General features: G+C 66.6%; 14 protein-coding genes and 2 pseudogenes. 10 read left to right on the top strand and 6 right to left on the bottom strand.

The window, feature by feature from the left end:
* The first annotated feature begins 283 nt into the window (after positions 1-283).
* Entirely contained in the window at positions 284-1,492 is a 1,209-nt protein-coding gene (locus tag OG507_RS30580; protein ID WP_442811119.1) for an IS30 family transposase, read from the top strand.
* A 72-nt stretch (positions 1,493-1,564) separates the two neighbouring features.
* Here the strand turns inward: OG507_RS30580 and OG507_RS30575 are convergent, their stop codons facing one another.
* The 3 genes from OG507_RS30575 to OG507_RS30565 are packed head-to-tail and all read right to left on the bottom strand — an operon-like array spanning position 1,565 to position 5,807.
* Positions 1,565-2,227 carry a hypothetical protein gene (locus tag OG507_RS30575; protein ID WP_327370342.1) on the bottom strand — a complete coding sequence of 221 codons (663 nt, stop codon included), beginning with the start codon at positions 2,225-2,227 and terminating at the stop codon, positions 1,565-1,567.
* Positions 2,228-2,259: 32 nt separating this feature from the next.
* Complete coding sequence (locus tag OG507_RS30570) at positions 2,260-5,214, bottom strand: hypothetical protein (RefSeq protein ID WP_327370341.1); 2,955 nt, start codon at positions 5,212-5,214, stop codon at positions 2,260-2,262.
* 41 nt (positions 5,215-5,255) lie between these two features.
* Positions 5,256-5,807, bottom strand: a complete 552-nt coding sequence (locus OG507_RS30565; RefSeq protein WP_327370340.1) for a DUF2690 domain-containing protein — start codon at positions 5,805-5,807, stop codon at positions 5,256-5,258.
* A gap of 551 nt (positions 5,808-6,358) precedes the next feature.
* Here OG507_RS30565 and OG507_RS30560 point away from each other — a divergent pair.
* The 5 genes from OG507_RS30560 to OG507_RS30540 all read left to right on the top strand — a co-directional run bounded on the left by OG507_RS30560 (position 6,359) and on the right by OG507_RS30540 (position 11,603).
* The gene (locus OG507_RS30560; RefSeq protein ID WP_327370339.1) at positions 6,359-6,583 is read left to right on the top strand and encodes a transposase family protein; all 225 of its coding nucleotides are present in this window, start codon (positions 6,359-6,361) and stop codon (positions 6,581-6,583) included.
* A 21-nt stretch (positions 6,584-6,604) separates the two neighbouring features.
* Positions 6,605-7,420, top strand: a complete 816-nt coding sequence (locus OG507_RS30555) for an ISAs1 family transposase (protein ID WP_327370338.1) — start codon at positions 6,605-6,607, stop codon at positions 7,418-7,420.
* Positions 7,421-7,936: 516 nt separating this feature from the next.
* The gene (gene ltrA / locus OG507_RS30550) at positions 7,937-9,406 is read left to right on the top strand and encodes a group II intron reverse transcriptase/maturase (RefSeq protein WP_327370337.1); all 1,470 of its coding nucleotides are present in this window, start codon (positions 7,937-7,939) and stop codon (positions 9,404-9,406) included.
* Positions 9,373-9,720 (top strand): hypothetical protein, encoded by a 348-nt coding sequence (locus tag OG507_RS40515; RefSeq protein ID WP_442811135.1) that lies wholly within the window; start codon positions 9,373-9,375, stop codon positions 9,718-9,720. Before ltrA ends, OG507_RS40515 begins: the two co-directional genes overlap by 34 nt.
* Positions 9,721-9,914: 194 nt before the next feature.
* On the top strand, positions 9,915-11,603 hold the full coding sequence (locus OG507_RS30540; RefSeq protein ID WP_327370336.1) for an IS1182 family transposase: 1,689 nt from the start codon (positions 9,915-9,917) through the stop codon (positions 11,601-11,603).
* Positions 11,604-11,664: 61 nt separating this feature from the next.
* On the opposite strand, the gene OG507_RS30535 is transcribed toward OG507_RS30540, so the two are convergent.
* Entirely contained in the window at positions 11,665-11,793 is a 129-nt protein-coding gene (locus OG507_RS30535) for a hypothetical protein (RefSeq protein ID WP_327370335.1), read from the bottom strand.
* Positions 11,794-11,951: 158 nt separating this feature from the next.
* Between OG507_RS30535 and OG507_RS30530 the strand changes: the two genes are divergently transcribed.
* Together OG507_RS30530 and OG507_RS30525 are read left to right on the top strand one after the other, a co-directional pair.
* On the top strand, positions 11,952-12,095 hold the full coding sequence (locus OG507_RS30530) for a hypothetical protein (RefSeq protein ID WP_327370334.1): 144 nt from the start codon (positions 11,952-11,954) through the stop codon (positions 12,093-12,095).
* Between the two features lie 180 nt (positions 12,096-12,275).
* Positions 12,276-13,978: pseudogene (locus OG507_RS30525) on the top strand (IS1182 family transposase).
* Positions 13,979-13,986: 8 nt separating this feature from the next.
* On the opposite strand, the gene OG507_RS40510 reads toward OG507_RS30525, so the two are convergent.
* A complete protein-coding gene (locus OG507_RS40510; protein WP_442811043.1) occupies positions 13,987-14,646 on the bottom strand; it encodes a hypothetical protein in 660 nt (219 codons plus the stop codon).
* Positions 14,647-14,656: 10 nt separating this feature from the next.
* A pseudogene (locus OG507_RS30515) lies at positions 14,657-15,215 on the bottom strand (transposase family protein); the annotation flags it as partial.
* A 297-nt stretch (positions 15,216-15,512) separates the two neighbouring features.
* On the opposite strand from OG507_RS30515, the gene OG507_RS30510 reads away from it, so the two are divergent.
* A complete protein-coding gene (locus OG507_RS30510; RefSeq protein ID WP_327370333.1) occupies positions 15,513-16,067 on the top strand; it encodes a hypothetical protein in 555 nt (184 codons plus the stop codon).
* Positions 16,067-16,552, top strand: coding sequence for a hypothetical protein (locus OG507_RS30505; protein ID WP_327370332.1), 486 nt, complete (start codon positions 16,067-16,069; stop codon positions 16,550-16,552). Before OG507_RS30510 ends, OG507_RS30505 begins: the two co-directional genes overlap by 1 nt.
* Positions 16,553-16,662 lie beyond the last annotated feature (110 nt).

The raw sequence follows: 16,662 nt of genomic DNA, 5'->3' as shown, positions 1-16,662 counted from the left end.
TCCTCAAGATCTCCGGCTGTAGTACTTGCTTGCGGGGCGAAGGGCCCTGCCGTCGGGCGGGTTCTAGCGATCCCCGCAACACCCTGGTCTTCAGGGAGTTGCGGGGATCGTGGATTTTGAGGGCTTGAAGGTGAGGTTCTTCGAGGCGCTGGACCGGGAGAACGGCAGTGTCGCGGGGGCTGCTCGGGTGGTCGGGGTGAGCCGTCACACGGCGGCCGGGTGGGCGCGGAAAGCCGGCGTGCGTGGGCGTGGGAAGCCGGGCGCGGCCGGGCATCCGGGGCGAGTGGAGTACGACAGGCTTCGCGCGTCCGGGGTCCGGCAGCGGGAGGCCGCGGCACTGGTCGGGGTCCATGAACGCACTGCGCGGGACTGGGACCGTGGTATCAGGAAGAGCAACGGCGCGCGCCTGCACCCGGACGGGCGCCGGTTCGATTACAAGACCGGTGTGACAACCACCAGTGCCGCATCGCGGGAGCCGTCCGTTGCGGCGGTCGAGGCCGAGCTGCACCACCGGTTCCTGACGGTGGCGGAGCGGGAGTTGATCGCTGACTTGCGTCGTGAGGGTCAATCGCTGCGGGCGATCGGGCGAGCGCTGAGCCGACCGGCCTCCACGGTCAAGCGGGAGATCGACGCCCATTCGGTCGAGGGCGTCTATCAGCCGCACCGGGCACAGCGGGCGTGGGCGAAGAGCCGTCCGAGGCCCAAGGCGTCCAAGCTCGCTACGGACGGTCCGCTGCGTGATTACGTCGCCCACAAGCTGCAGCAGCAGTGGTCACCTGAGCAGATCTGTCACGCTCTGGTCACCGAGTTCCCCGACGACGAGAGCATGCGCGTGAGTCCGGAGACGATCTACCAGGCGATCTACGTGCAGGCCCGTGGCGGACTGCGCCGTGAAGTCGCGGCAGCGCTGCGCACCGGGCGCACCCGCCGCAAGCCGCACCGCAGCCCGGACCAGCGAACGCGCCGGTTCGTCGACGAGATGGTGATGATCTCCGAGCGGCCGCCCGAGGTCGCAGACCGGGCGGTTCCCGGCCACTGGGAAGGCGACCTGATCGTCGGCACCCGCAACGAGAGCGCGATCGTCACCCTGGTCGAGCGCTCCACCCGCTATGTCATGCTCGGCCACCTGCCCGGCGGGCACACCGCCGAGGAAGTCCGTGACGTGCTGGTGCCCCTGATCCAGACCCTTCCCGAGCACCTGCGCGGCTCGCTGACCTGGGACCAGGGCTGCGAGATGGCCGCGCACAAGCAGTTCACCGTGTCCACCGGTGTTCCGGTCTACTTCTGCGACCCGCACTCACCCTGGCAGCGCGGATCGAACGAGAACACCAACGGCCTGCTACGGCAGTACTTCCCCAAGGGCACCGACCTGTCCGTGCACAGCCCCGAAGACCTCGAACACGTCGCTCAGCAACTCAACGGCCGCCCACGCAAAACGCTCGGCTGGAAAACTCCAGCCGAGCGTCTGCGTGATCTACTGACGACCACGTAAGCCATCAGGTGTTGCGAGGACCCCGAGAATCTGCCTCGTCGGCAAGGCCCTTCGCGTCCGATCGTTCGCTTGCTATGCCGCCGCGACTCCGAGGATTCGCAGCGAGTACCTTTCGTATGTCCGGTGCAGAACCATCAACACGGGCCCCGAGGTGAATACTCCGCTGACGACGTACTCCTTCTTGTTCTTGGTCTCGGCAACCTTCTTCTTATACAAGGAGTCGGTTTCCTTCTTGGCCTGTTCGAGCCATGAAGACGCCTTGCCGTGGTCGATTCCCGCCACGTCCAGCTTGGTGCAGGCCGCGAGGAGGCCAAGGTCGTCGGACTGATTCGGGCTGGTCCTGCACAAAAGAGACGACATGTTTTCGTGGTCGGCGAATCCGGCCGAAACCGTCATTCCGCTTCCGCCGCGCCCGTGGATGTACGTTCTCTTCTTCCCGTCGGGCATTTCCTGATCGACGGGCTTGTCCAGCTTCAGCTTCCAGTCCTTCGCGAGCCGGGCGAGAAAGTCCTTCCCGGTGTATCCGGCGGCCATCGTGCTCCCCGCGGCGAGGCTGGGCCGCTCGTCGCCTGCTACCGCGTGCTTCGGCAGCTCGGTGGCAGGCGGCGCAGTCGGCGTTCCGGACGGCTCGGACTCAGCCTTGGGCGCTGCGGCCTTCGGATGCTCGGACGCCGTCGTTTCGGGGGTGCTCCGGCTACAGGAGGCGGCTCCCGCCGCGCCGATGACGACAGCCATCAGCACGACGGGAACGCGGAGGGCGGTGCGCATCACAGGCCACCGTCGTTGAGACTGCACACGCCGGGGTCGGCGTAGAGGGCCGGAGCGAAGGCGACCGCGTCGAACACCACGTTGTCGTCTCCGGTTGCGCCCTTCTGGATGTTGTCCAGCTCGATCCGGCCACCCTTCCAGAAGGTGAAGGTGCCCATCTCGAACCAGGTTTCCTGGCCCGCACTGCGTGTTCCCTGGTTGATGCTGCAGTGGTCGGGCTTGGCGCCGGCCGAGTTCTCGCCCGGGATGAAGTCGTACCCGATGGCCGCTTCGGCGCCATGGCTGGGCAGGTGGACATAGACCTTGTAGCGATTGCCGGGCTGGTCTCCGGAAGGAAGCAGCTTCGGGTTGATCTGCCACCGGCCGGTGACCTTGTGGAAGATCTCCCCGTAGTCGTAGCTGTGCGTGAAGTACACGTGGTGGTCGTACCCGGCGCCGAGCTGGTGCAGGTCGATGTTGGCGATGTAGGGGGTTGCGCGGTAGGAGCTGTCATCCCTTTGCATGGTGAAGTTGTCACCGACCTGGAGGGTGAACTTGCCGTCCCAGGCCCCCTCGAAGTCGCCGCAACCGTAGGTGTCCTCGTGCTCTCCGAGATCATCGATGATGATGGCATCGGTATAGACGCTCGGATGGTCGATGCACGGCCCGTGGTCGTACTTGCTCTGGAGCTCGGGTTCCGACGAGCCGAGCGAGTAGCGGAGATTCTCGGTGCTGGAGTTGCTGGTGCTCTGCGAGCCTATCCATTCCACGCTCTTGCCCCAGTAGCACAGATTGTTCCAGCTCGGGCACGGGTCCGCCGCGGCCGGGTCGCACGCATTGGACGCGTCGCAGAACAGGCCGTACGGGGGAGTCGTGAGGTCGCTCAACGGCATGTCGGGTCTGACGTAGGACTCTTCGCTGTTCCAGGTCAGCTGCGGGACTTCCGCCCAGCCGAGGATCTTCTCCGGGTAGTTCCACTCGCCGGGGCGGGAGGCGTCGTTATAGTCGTAACGCAGGAACGCCTCCCGGTCCGCCGGGTAGCTCGGGTTGATCGGGTTGTTGAAGAAACCCAGGCCGGCGTTGGTACCGACGGTGTATACGCCGGAGTTGTAGCCCCACAGCGCCATGTACCAGTTCTCGATGTAGGCCGGGCTGCCACTGTTGGCATTCATGCCCAGGTCCTTGAGCTGGTTCCACTTCTCGCCCAGGATGCGCAGACCCGCTGCGATGTTCGCCGCGTAGTCCGTGGTGACGGCGCCCGCGTGCAGGGTGTCCAGCGGATCGGGGTACGCCGCGTCCATTCCGGTTGTGACCTGGGCGATGCCGTAGCCGCAGTCGGACGCGGTCGCGTCGGGATAGCCGTGGATGCCGTTCCCGTTCCCGAGCCAGTCGGACCTGGTGACGTTGCCCGAGTCACCGTTCATGGAGTGCCAGGACGCCTGCTTGAAGTTGGACTCCTGGGCGAGGATGCCCAGCATGACCTGCGCGGGAATCTCGCCTCCGCCGGTCAGCTCCGGCTTGGGGAACAGACCCTGCGGGGTGTAGGCGCCAAGGCCGGTGTCGTGCCAGTCCGCCGGACGCGAGATCGTCAGCTTGCCGTGAACAGCCTGATCGACAGCCCACTCGACCTGGTTGGCGCTGGCCTGGAGAGCCTGACGCTTGGGGTCGTTGCGCTTGACGATGCAGGGGGTCTCCATCCTCTCGATCTTGCCGTGGACGGCCGCACCTGCCCCGGACAGGCACTGGGTTTCCGGCCCGCCCTCACCGCAGTTGGGAGGATCGTCGTCATCGGACATGGCGAACGCGGTCGGGCCCATCGGCAGCGACGCGTCCGACTTCGGCCGCTTGCGGTCGGCGTCCACGAGCTTGGTGGCCTTCGCACCCGTCTTCAGAGCGGTCGCCTTGACGGTCAGCGTTCCGGCGCCCTTGGCCTGGGACGAGCCGACGCCCTCGGCTATGCCCTTCATCTGCTCGGAGAACACCGAGTGGGTCACCAGGTGACCGAGACGCGAGATCCCGGCCACACGGCCGTCCACCGCGTGCTTGGCGAGTCCCGGGGCCTTGCCGGTGTCGATTCCCTTCACGTCACCGACGACCACGTCGCCATTGGCCACGGGGAGGAGCTTCACCTTGCCCTTCGGAGCCCGGCCCAGCTCGGTGAAGGCCTTGCCGTCGAAGCGGGAGATGACGCTGCTCCCGCCCTCGACCGTGCCGACGTCCACGGCGCCGTTCTTCGAGGCGGCCAGCGCGAACATCGGGCCGGGTACCTTGGAGAGCTTGCGGGCGGACAGCTTCGTCTTCCCGTTGTCCTTCAAGTCGACGAGGTTGCCGGCGAGGACGCCGACGGTGCCCTTCTGCGTGGGCGTGACGTGCGTCAGGTAGCCGTCGACGGTGCGGCGGGAGGACACCGATCCGGTGGCCGCGTCGACCGAGATCACCGTTGTCGAGCCGACCGACGCGTCCGTGGCCGAACTGGAGGTGAACGCCACCTCGTCGCCCGCGCCACAGCCCGGCGTGAAGTAGGCCAACTGCACCCGGTCGGGAACCTCGGTGACCTTGCCGTCGGAAAGACGGATCACCGCGGCGAAAGCGCCGCTCGCGTAGGCACCGGCCTTGTTGGACCAGACCGACGGTGCGTAGACCGCCGCCGCGTAGTTCCCTGAACCCGTGGTGCAGACGTAGCCCGTCCACGGGCCGACGTCGGACAGTTCCTTACGCTTGAGACGGGCGATCTCGTAGAAGGAGAACCCGTCGCTCTCCCGCGCCGCGAGGATGTGCAGACCCTCGGCGTCGCCGGTGGCCCGCACGATCTCGTCCGCCGAAGAGGTGTAGTCCGCCCCCAGGTCCTTGCTGGGCGCGGAGAACAGGCGGGATGTGCTCTCCGTAGCGGCAGGGGCCGGTGTGGTATCTGCGGAAGCCATCGGAACCAGCGCGGCGGATGCCGCCACCACGCTCATGATGACCAGCGGGTTCATGGACAAATAGCGTATGAGACGTCTTTTTCGCATGATGCTCCTTACATCCAGTCCGTGCATCTGCCGTGCATGACCGTGAGGCTCGCATCGACCGGCCAGTCATTGGATTTGTTGGGGTCCTGGATGACGTACCTCGTCGGTTCGGGGTCGAACGTGGCATTGACGTCGTTCCAGCACGCCTTCGCCGTCGTCTTCTTCCAGTTCTGCATCTTGGTGTAGGCGCCTGCCACACCGTCGCCGAGACGGCCCGCAGTGTCGCCGGCCTGGACGCCGCCGTCGGGATCGCGTGTCGTCCACAGTGTCAGGTACACATTGTCGGGCGATGCGTCGAGATCGCGTGAGACTTTTGCCCATACTCCCTGACACATCGGCGACCATAGAAGCCGCACCGAGACCGACTCGTCCGCCGTGGTCACCTGCTGAAGAATCTCGGCGTCCTCGTCACACCCCATCTCGATGGGGTCTTTTCCCGAACATGTGGCTCGAAAGCAGTCGAATTCTGCTGCCGCCGGGGACGCTTGGATTCCCTGAAAGACCCCCGCCAGCAGCGCCAGTGCTGCCGTCGTCGGCCCCCATCTACGTATGCCATGCACACACATCACCCCAGACGTTCTCTTCTTCGTGCCGAACGATCGCGGCCCGGATGGCCGTGTTCGTTCTTTTGCATCTGTGCCGCTCCGGGCGTCGGAGAGGCAGGCGCAGCCTATGTGAACGTGCTTGGGGTATGTGGAGTTATTGCGCCCCCCACCTGTGCGGATGTCGAAGTTGGACATGTCGCCGCAGTGCACGTCAAAGGTGGTGTGCGGCCATAAGAGGATGTGCGTCAGAGGGTGTTTACACGGCGAAACGCGGGGGTAATCGCTGCCCCTCGGAGCGGCGATTGAGGTGCAGACGTACCACTTGTCAGTTGTGCGTTTGTGGCGCCACGGGGGTGCGGAACCCCGGGAAGTCGGACCTCTGGCTCAGAGCTTGTTACGAGATTTGGCCGAAAGATACGGCGCGCCGGCGCAGGGCCTCGGCGTGAAGACACCTTGATCGGGTTCGTCCGAAGTGGCCGTTCTGGTGGGGTGGGTGACGACATACGGCAGGCACGGTCACCAGCGATCATGTGAGTGTCTACGTCCCATGATCTTGCTGGAAGACCGTGCCTGCCGCTGCTGAATCATCCCCCACGCCCGCCGCACGTGACCAGCTCACCCCGGTCTCGCCTCTGCTGCTCCAGGAGTGTCCCGGCCTGCTGGCCTGCCTCGCGACGGTGCCCGATCCTCGTGATCCACGGGGCCGGCTGCATCCGCTGGTCGGAGTGCTCGCCCTCTGCGCCGCCGCTGTGCTGACCGGTGCGACCTCGCTGCTGGCGATCAGCGAGTGAGCCGCCGACGCCCCTCAGCCGGTGCTCGCCCGGCTCGGTGCCCGCCGTGATCCGTTCACAGGCCGTCACCAGGCGCCATGCGAGACCACGATCCGCCGAGTGCTGACCCTGATCGACGGCGATGTATTGGACCATGCCGTCGGCTGCTGGCTGGCCGCGCGGCGTCCGCAGGCCGGCGGGACGATGCTGCGAGCGATCGCGGTAGACGGCAAGTCCCTTCGCGGTGCCGCCCGCGCGCACGGCCGGAAGATCCACCTGTTGGCGGCCGTCGACCACACGACCGCTGTCGTCCTGGGGCAGGTCGACGTCGAGACCAAGACGAACGAGATCACCTGCTTCCAGCCCCTGCTCGACGGCATCGAGCTGGTTGGAGCGGTCGTGACCAGCGACGCAATGCACACTCAGCGCGAACACGCCGAGTACCTGATCAGCCGGGAAGCCCACTACATCGTGATCGTCAAGGGCAACCAGAAGAAGCTCCGCAAGCAGATGAAGTCCCTTCCCTGGAAGCAGATTCCGCTGCAGAACCGCACCACCGAGAAGGGGCACGGCCGAGGCGAGATCCGGCGGCTCAAGGTCTGCACCGTCGCCGGACTGCTCTTTCCCGGGGCTGCCCAGGCCATCGAGCTCAAGCGCCGCCGGGTGAACCGCAAGACCGGGAAGATCAGCATCAAGACGGTGCACGCGGTCACCAGCCTGACTGCCGAACAGGCCACCCCCGCCCAGCTCGCCTCCTTGATCCGTGGGCACTGGTCGGTCGAAGTGCGCCATGAGGCGCTTTGTTTCCGGACGGGGGTGAGAGACCCCCGGCGCCTGGCTGTCGCAGCAGCCGGGTGAAGCAGAGGGCAGCCGTCATGCCGTAGGAAGCGTGGGTGTGGCGGTGGCAAGCGGCCCTGACACCGTCGGGTCGTGCGGGTACTACCAGACCGTGCGGGCCCGGCCAGCGACTCACGAAGGGATACGAGAGGAACCGGTGCTTGACGCCTCGTTAGCCAGAACCGCTCTCAAACCTGGTGGATATGGGGCGGGAGTGCGGTGCGAGCCGGGCTGTTTCGACAAGCAGGCTTCCGTCCTTCGCGGCAACCGGCTGCGGTGGACAGGTCGTCACGTGTGTCTGCGGGCGTGACGAAGACCGCCGGGGTATAGCCGGGTCCCTCCCGTGAGAACCGGGACAAAGTGAACATGGGAACCATGCAGGGTCTGCCCTCCCCGCTCCCCAGCCGGGGGATGGGTGGCAGGCGCGCTGTCCGCTGTCGGGCCCTGTGTGGGGCGGAGCGGTCGTAGTACTCCGAGGACGGTAACGCCGTCCGCATGGGGAAGGACCGCAGCGAGTCACGTAGATGAGGAGAGGAAATGGCGGGAGATACGCCGGGGAACCCCGGCGTTCCCGAGGCCGCCGCGTATGCGGTGGCCTCGCGGGTACTGCGGATTCAGTCCAAGCTGCACGATCGGGCGGTGGCCGACCCTGGCCGCGTGTTCGACGATCTGTTCAACCTTGTGGCAGACCCGGCGTTCCTGCTCGAAGCATGGCGCCGGGCCAGGACGAACAAAGGAGCGCGGACAGCCGGGATCGACGGCTGGACCGCTCCCGGGATCGAGGCGTCCGAGCACGGTGTGCTCGGGTTCCTCGACCAGATCCGCGCGGACCTGAAGGCGCGGACGTTCGTCCCCCTGCCCGTGGCCGAACGCATGATCCCGAAATCCAACGGGAAGATGCGCCGTCTGGGCATCCCGACCGCGCGAGACCGCGTGGTGCAGGCCAGCCTGAAACTGGTGCTCGAACCGATCTTCGAGCCCGGATTCAGCTCGTCCAGTTACGGGTTCAGGCCCGGCAGGCGAGCACAGGACGCGATCGAGGACATCATCCACCACGCCCGCTCGGGCTATGTGTGGGTGTTCGAGACCGACATCGCCGCCTGCTTCGACGAGATCGACCACACGGCCCTCATGGACCGGGTGCGTCAGCGTATCGGCGACAGGCGAGTCCTACGGCTGGTCAAGTCCTTCCTGCACGCAGGGATCCTGACCGGGGAGGACACCCTGCGGGAGACCGTGTCGGGGACGCCGCAAGGCGGGATCCTGTCCCCGTTGCTCGCGAACATCGCCCTGGGCGTGATCGACGAGCACTTCGACGCGAAGCGACGAAGCCTTTCCAAGGAATGGCACCGGCGCCGCCACCGCCGCGAAGGGGGAGCGACTTACCGGCTGGTCCGGTACGCCGACGACCTCGCCGTTATGGTGTTCGGCACCCGGGAGCACGCTGAAGCACTCCGCGACGAAGTCACAGGCGTTGCCGCCACCATCGGGCTGCGTCTGGCCGAGGACAAGACCCGAACCGTCCATATCGACGAGGGTTTCGACTTCCTGGGCTGGCACATCCAGCGCCACACCCAGCGGGGCTCGAACCGTCGCATGGTCTACACCTATCCCAGCGACAAGGCCGTCACGTCGGTCAGGTCCCGGGTCAAGGAACTGACCGGACGGCAGACAATGAACATGGACCCCGGCACAGTCTTCACCCTCCTGGGGCAGAGACTCCGGGGCTGGACCACCTACTTCCGCCACGGCGCATCCAAGATCACTTTCAGTGAGCTGGAACACTACCTGTGGCACCGTGTGTGGAAGTGGCTCCGCCGACGCCACCGGCGCCGGCACTGGAGATGGGTCACCCGCACCTACGGCAGCCCCCACAACCGGTGGGGCTTCACCGCCGACGGCGTGGAACTGTTCAACCCCGCGAAGGTACCCATCCGGCGATACCGCTACCGGGGCAACACCATCCCCACCCCGTGGTCCGCACGACCAGCCCACACCACCACCTGAGGGACTCGTGGAGAGCCCGGTGCCGGGTAACTGGCACGCCGGGTTCGGACGAGCGGCCAGGGGAAACGCCCGCCAGAAACGACGGAAACGCGCCCCTGGCCGACTCGTACAACCTCCTGCACCACGTCAGAGACACCACCTTCGCCGAGGACGCCTCACAGCTTCGGACGGGCAACGCGCCCCGCGCCATGGCCACCTGGCGCAACCTCGCCATCGGAGCCCTCCGCCTCGCCGGCCGCCACGGCATCGCCGCCGCCCTCAGGCAAAACGCCCGCGACGCCACCCGGCCACTGCGAATCCTGGACATTCCATGATCAGAAAACGGTCATACCCGCTTCGCGCCGAGGCCCTGCGCGCCGGCGCTGGTCCGTCGCCGGTCAATCGGCGGAGAGTGGCAGGCAGGGCGACTCTGCTGCTCAATTCCCTGCGCGGGTGACTGCTGGTCGGTAATGATCTCTTGTGCGGCCTTCTCTCTGTCTCCAGGTCGCGGGGGGTGGTGCGGGTGTCGATGCGGCCGGTGGGTCTCCCGGAGATCCCGGAGCTGACGGCGGTGGTGGCCCGGGCGGCGTTCCCGAAGGGCAGTCTGGCGATACGGGTGCGGGACCGTCTGGCGGAGGTCTTCGCGGACGGGCCGTTCACGGGCGCGTTCGGAGTGCGTGGTGCCCCGGGTCTGTCGCCGGGGCTGTTGTCGCTGGTCACGGTGTTGCAGTTCGCGGAGAACCTGACCGACCGGCAGGCCGCGGCGATGGCGGTCCGCGCGATCGACTGGAAGTACGCACTGGGGGCCGAGCTCACCGACACCGGCTTCGACGCCAGTGTGCTGGCCAAGTTCCGCTCCCGGCTGGTCGAGCACGGCATGGAACGGGTCGTGTTCGACCGGCTTGTCGAGCACTGCCGCGAGATGGGGCTGGTCAGGTCCGGCGGCAAGCAGCGCACCGATTCCACCCACGTGATCAGCGCGGTCCGTGACCTGAACCGCACCGAACTGGCCGGGGAGAGTGTGCGGGCCGCGCTGGAAGCCCTCGCGGTGGCCGCACCGTCCTGGCTGGCCTCGGTGATGGACGTCGTCGAGGCGGCCGAACGCTACGGGCCGCGCGTGGACGGCTGGACCATGCCGTCGTCGAAGACCAGGCGGGACCGACTGGCGGAGGTCTTCGGGCAGGACGCGCTGGTCTTATGCCGGGCGGCCTGGTCCGACGACGCGCCCGTGTGGATCCGTGAGATCGAGGCCGTCGCCCTGCTCCGACAGGTCCTGGTGCAGACCTACACCGTCCGCACCGACGCCCGGGGACGGGAGGTGGTCAAGAAGCGGGACGCCGACGACGAGGGCGTCCCGCCCGGCCATCTCCGCCTGGCATCCCCCTACGATTCCGACGCCCGCTGGTCAGCCAAGGGCGACGATGTCTTCTGGTGCGGCTACAAGGTCCACCTCACCGAGAGCTGCGACACCCTCCCCGAAGCCGAAGCCGGTGTGCTGCGGCTGGTCACCGACGTGCACACCACCGTGTCCACCGTCCCCGACGTCATGGCCACCGAGCCGATCCAGCAGAACGTGGCCGCCCGACAGTTGGCCCCGGCCGAGCACTACCTCGACTCCGGCTACCCCTCGGCCGACCTCGTCACCGAAGCCGCCGGCCGGGGCATCACCATGATCACCCCGCTCCTGGCCGACCACTCACCCCAGGCCAAGGCCGCCGAAGGATTCGACAAGATCGCCTTCACCATCGACTGGAGGAGCCGCCAGGTCCGCTGCCCCGAAGGCGCCACCAGCGCGGGCTGGTATCCGGTCACCCAGCACGGCAAGGACGCCATCGTCGTCGACTTCGCCCGCGCCGACTGCCGCCCCTGCCCCTCCCGCACCCAGTGCACAGCTTCGGCCCGCGGCACCCGCATGCTCACCCTCCGCCCCCGTGAACTGCACGAACGCACTGTCGCGGCCCGCGCAGAGCAGAAGACCAAGTCCTGGAAAGCCAAGTACGCCCTCCGTTCCGGTATCGAGGGCACCATCAACCAGGCCCTCGACATCACCGGCATCCGCCGGGCCCGCTACCGCGGCCTGCCGAAGACCACCCTCCAACACGCCTTCTCCGCCACCGCGATCAACATCATCCGCCTCGACACCTGGTGGACCACCGACCCCCTCCGCAAGCCCCGCACCAGCAGACTCCAACACCTCAGCTACCGACTCATCGCCTGACGGAATTGAGCAGCAGAGTCCAGGGCGATTGCAAAGTCCTTTGATCGCGCGTCGGCGCAGGTCAGTTGAGGCGGAGGAGGGCCAGTGGCCGCTCGTAGGGGCGGAGGGCTGTGGTGCGGAGTCCGGCGGCGATGTTGGTGCGGCCGGCGTCGCGGAGTTGGTTGATGGCGAAGCTGCGGAGGGTGGCCATGTTCTCTGGGCCGTGGCCGGTGCGGATCTTGGAGGCGCCCTCGCGGAAGGCGGTGTCGCGGACGAAGTGGAGCCTGTTGTACGAGTCGGCCAGGGCAAACGCCCGCCGGAAACGGCGGAACCGCGCCCCTGGCCAACTCGTACAACAAGATCCACTACGTGCGGGATGTGACCTTCCGCGAGGACGCGTCACGGATCCGGACCGGCCACGGACCGCAGAACGCCTCGACGTTGAGATCCGTGGCCATGAACTACCTCCGTACCACGGACAGTTCCATAGCGGACGCGCAGCGGACGCGCTGACCCCCCACACCGCACCTCTCGACCTCTTCGGCATACCCATTGACCTGCAAGTTCTCTAGGAAATTCGACTTTGCGTTAGCCCTGGACTCTGCTGCGCAATTCCCTGCGGGGGTGGTGGCGGGCGCGGGGTGATCGTTCGTGCGGTCGTTGTCCTGTCGTGCGGCCGTGGGGGTGGTGTGGATGTCGATGCGGCCGAAAGGGCTGCCGGAGATCCCAGAGCAGACCGTGATGGTGGCCCGGTCGGCGTTCCCGAAGGGGAGTCTGGCGATGCGGGTGCGGGACCGGCTCGCGGAGGTCTTCGCGGACGAGCCGTTCGCCGAGGCGTTCGGTGTGAGGGGTGCTCCGGGGCTGTCGCCGGGGGTGTTGGGCCTGGTCACGGTGCTGCAGTTCGCCGAGAATCTGACTGACCGGCAGGCCGCGGTGATGGCGGTGCGGGCCATCGACTGGAAGTACGCGCTGGGCATGGAGTTGGCGGACACCGGGTTCGACGCCAGCGTACTGAGCCGGTTCAGGGCCCGGCTGGCCGAGCACGGCATGGACCGCGTGCTCTTCGACCGGCTCCTGGAACACAGCAAGGCTGAGGGGCTGGTCGCGGCCGGCGGCAGGCAGCGCACGGACTCCACCCATGTGATCAGCGCGGTGCGGGACTTGAACCGTCTGGAGCTGGCCGGGGAGAGCGTGCGGGCCGCGCGGGAGGCGCTCGCGGTCGCGGCGCCGTCCTGGCTGGCCGGGGCCGTGGGCGTCGAGGAGTTCGCCCACCGGTACGGGCCCAGGGTGGACGGCTGGCGCATGCCGTCCTCGCAGGCCAGGCGTGACCGGCTCGCGCAGGTCTTCGGCCAGGACGCGCTGGCGTTGTGCCGGGCGGCATGGGCGCCCGGGGCCCCGGGGTGGATCCGCGAGATCGAGGCCGTGCAGGTGCTGCGGCAGGTCCTCGTGCAGACCTACTGCCTCCGCACCGACGCCAAGGGGCGGGAGGTGATCGTGAAGCAGGCCGCCGACGACGAGGGCGTCCCGCCCGGCCAACTCCGCCTCGCCTCGCCCTATGATCTCGACGCACGCTGGGCGGCCAAGGGCGAGGACCTGTTCTGGATGGGCTACAAGGTCCATCTCACAGAGAGCTGCGACACTCCCTCCGAAGCCGAAGCCGGTGTCCGGAGGAGGCCGAACCTGATCACGGACGTGTTCACCACCGATGCCACCGTGCCCGATGTGAAGGCAACCGCTCCCGTTCAGCGACGTCTTGCCGAGCGCGGGCTGAAACCCGCCGAGCACTACCTCGACTCCGGCTATCCCTCGGCCGCCCTCATCACCACCGCCGCCGGCCAGGGCATCCACATGGTCACCCCCGTCCTGCTGAACCGCTCCGCCCAGGCCAAGGACGCCGCCGGTTTCGACAAGAGCGCCTTCGCCATCGACTGGAGGGCCCGCCAGGTCCGCTACCCCGCCGGGAAGACCAGTGCCCACTGGAACCCGGTCAAGCAGCACGGCACGGACGCGATCGTCATCACCTTCAGCGTCCTGACCTGCCGCCCCTGCCCCTTCCGCGAGCAGTGCACCAGCTCAGCCCTGGGCCGCCGCATGCTCACCCTGCGGCCCAGAGAACCCGAAGAAGCCCACGCCAGGGCCCGGCCGAGCAGAAGACAGAGACCTGGAAGACGAAGTACGCCCTGCGCGCGGGAGTCGAGGGCACCATCAACCAGGCCCTGGACATCACCGGCATCCGCCGGGCCCGCTACCGCGGGCTCCCGAGAGTCCGTCTCCAGCATGCCTTCTCCGCCACCGCGCTCAACATCGTCAGACTCGACGCCTACTGGACCGGCCACGACCAGCACCACACCCGCTCAAGCCGCCTCGAACGCCTCGCCTACCGACTCACGGCCTGACCCGCGAATTACGCAGCAGAGTCGCCCTGGTCCGGCACCAGCCTGCGTGGGACTCCGCCGAAGTATCGGAAAGCTGCGACATGCGCTTCGGTCCAGGCGTGCTGGTGCAGGTGGGGCACGGGACGGACGAACATGTGCCGTGAGCAGGGCAGGACCATCACGAACGCCCAGATCCGGTGACGTTTTCCCGTCCGCGGATTGGTCCACTGCCCCAGGTGTCCGTAGTCGATCTGAGCCTCCGAGTCCGGCTCAACATCGTCACGCAGGACCGTGACCTGGGACCTTGTCGTCTGATCGGGCAGCGTGGCGTGCACCCAGCGGCGGAGCGAGGAGATGGACACGTCCAGCTTGTGTTCGTCCCGCAGCCGCTGGTGGATCGTGGAAACAGTGACTGTTCCGAGCAGGCTTTCGATGTAGTCGCGGTGTTGGTCGATGTCCGGCCACGTGATCTGCCGCAAGCAGGAGTTGTTGACCTCGGGGAACCAGCCCTTGATCAGCCCCGCCCAGTCGGCCTCGCTCATCGGCGGGCCTCCGGGAGTGATCCCGGATGCTTCCGCCGGCGTCAGGTACTTCCTGATCGTCTTGCGGTCCACGCCCAGTGACGCGGCCAGTTCGCTCTTCGAGCGGCCCGCGTACCAGTGGACGTAGATCTCGGTGACGTCGACCACGACGAACGTTCTCCTTCGGTGGTGACCCAGGGGCCGGCGCCCGTATAGGCGCGGTCGGCCAGGACGGGGACGCCCTGGCGTTCACAGATCCGGATGATCCGGTGGGTGCGGGCGGCGGTCAGGTCGTGACACCGGCCGGGCTGGGCAGGAGAGATCCACAGGACCTGGCCGGCGGGATCGGTCACGACCTGCACGTTCACGCCGTGGCGACGGTGCTTGTGCGAGTAGTCGGCCCGGCCATCGCCCACTCGGTCGCACTCTGCGAGCGTCCCGTCGAGCAGAACGTACTCCGGGTCGGTCTCGCGGAGGACCTTCAGCAGGCCCGGCGCCCGGGCGGCCAGGAGGTCGATGACCGCGGTGGTGTAGCCATGGGCGGTGCCGACCGATATACCGAAGCCGGCAGAGATCTGGGATAGGGTGTCGTGCTTGCGCAGGTACACCAGAGCGACGAGCGCGCGTTGGTGCGGCGGAAGTTTGCAGCGGCGGTCAGCCTCGCGGGTGACGATGAGCATGGTGACCCACTCGACCAGCGCATGAGGAAGGTCGAGTGCGGCAGGATAGGGAACCAACGAGGCACCTGCGCTGATGAGTTGAGACTTCGAACATCTCCCTCAACGGCACAGGTGCCTCGTGCGTTGCGGCCTCGCTACCGTCACCCCCATCGGCGGCCACTCTGAAAACGCTCAATTACTCCCAGGTGCAGGCTTCGTTGCCCTCCTCAACCCACGGCAGGTCGGTCGTTACCAACGTCATCAACTCCATGGCCGGATAGTAACCATGAAGATCAAAACACCTGCCCGCATGCGCGTTCGATGCGATACTCTCTGCGCGCCGAGACTACCTAACTGTCACTTCAAGGGGATGCTGTGAAGATTCTTGTGCGTTTCGTGGGTATATGTGCCGTCCTGCTCGCTGCGTCGATGCCTGCATCCGCTGCGTCGGCGGCCGACCTGACCGAGGCGAAGGGCAACACGCCGATCGCGACCATGGACGTTGAGGGCGTTCAGGTCGACAAGCAGGCAACAGACGAAACCAAGCAGATCATCGCGGCCAGCCCGGAGGTTGCTGCGGCTGCTGCCAACGCATGCGGATCTGGCTACACCATCTCTGTCAGTGCCGCCCGCTACGGCACCTACGCCACCGCCTACACCTGGACCAACGGCAAGACGACAGGTGACAGTTACAACGACAAGCCGATCTGCGCTCTGCTCTTTAACGACACCGGTGTCGCGCATTACATGGGTATCCGTCTGAAGGACAACTACACCTCCACCCCTGACGTCGAGGACTTCGGCACATACAGCTCCTACGCCGGGCCCGTCTACCAGAACAAGGGCTACTGCGGCCAGGCATACTCCTACATGAAGGTCGGCAGCACGGTGGTAGTCGACAACTACCTCACCGTAGGTGCCTGCAACTAATGACTGCCTCCACCCCGCTGCGGCCCGCGTTCTGGGGCGCAGCCCTGCTCGCTACCACACTGATCACCGGCTGCTCGAACAGCGAAGGCTCCCTTCCTGATTCCTCGTTCACTGCTCCTGCCACGCCGAGCCGTGTCCCGAGCACTCGGACAACGCCTGACGCCAAGCCTGAACCGTCTCCGGTCATCAGTTACTTGGGGAAGACGAAGGTCGTCACACTCGGCGACACGGAGATACGGGCCACTCGCAACGCGCTCGGCATCAATGTCGCCTGCAACTCCACCAACACCACTGACTCGAATCGCAACATCAGAGTCACAGTGAGCATCGGCAACGGAACGGACTGGGTGCAAGCCAACAACTTTGAATTCCAAAAAGTAGCGCCAGGTCAGACGGGCAGAGAATCCGTGCTCATGGGCGATTCCTACGAAGGCGACTTGCCAGACGACCCGAAAATCTACATCGATTCAGTCATGTACTACTGATCGATCTTGCCGATCGGAACCGTAGCGGCGACAGCTGTCCCGGTCCGGCCCGGTCGAGATCGAACACCGGGAGGCCGCTGCCGCGAACCTTTTCGGCGACCTGCGAAGTA

Origin of the sequence: Streptomyces sp. NBC_01217 (genome assembly GCF_035994185.1) — a bacterium.
Classification (GTDB): Bacteria; Actinomycetota; Actinomycetes; order Streptomycetales; family Streptomycetaceae; genus Streptomyces.
This window is presented reverse-complemented; position numbering and strand designations above follow the sequence as displayed.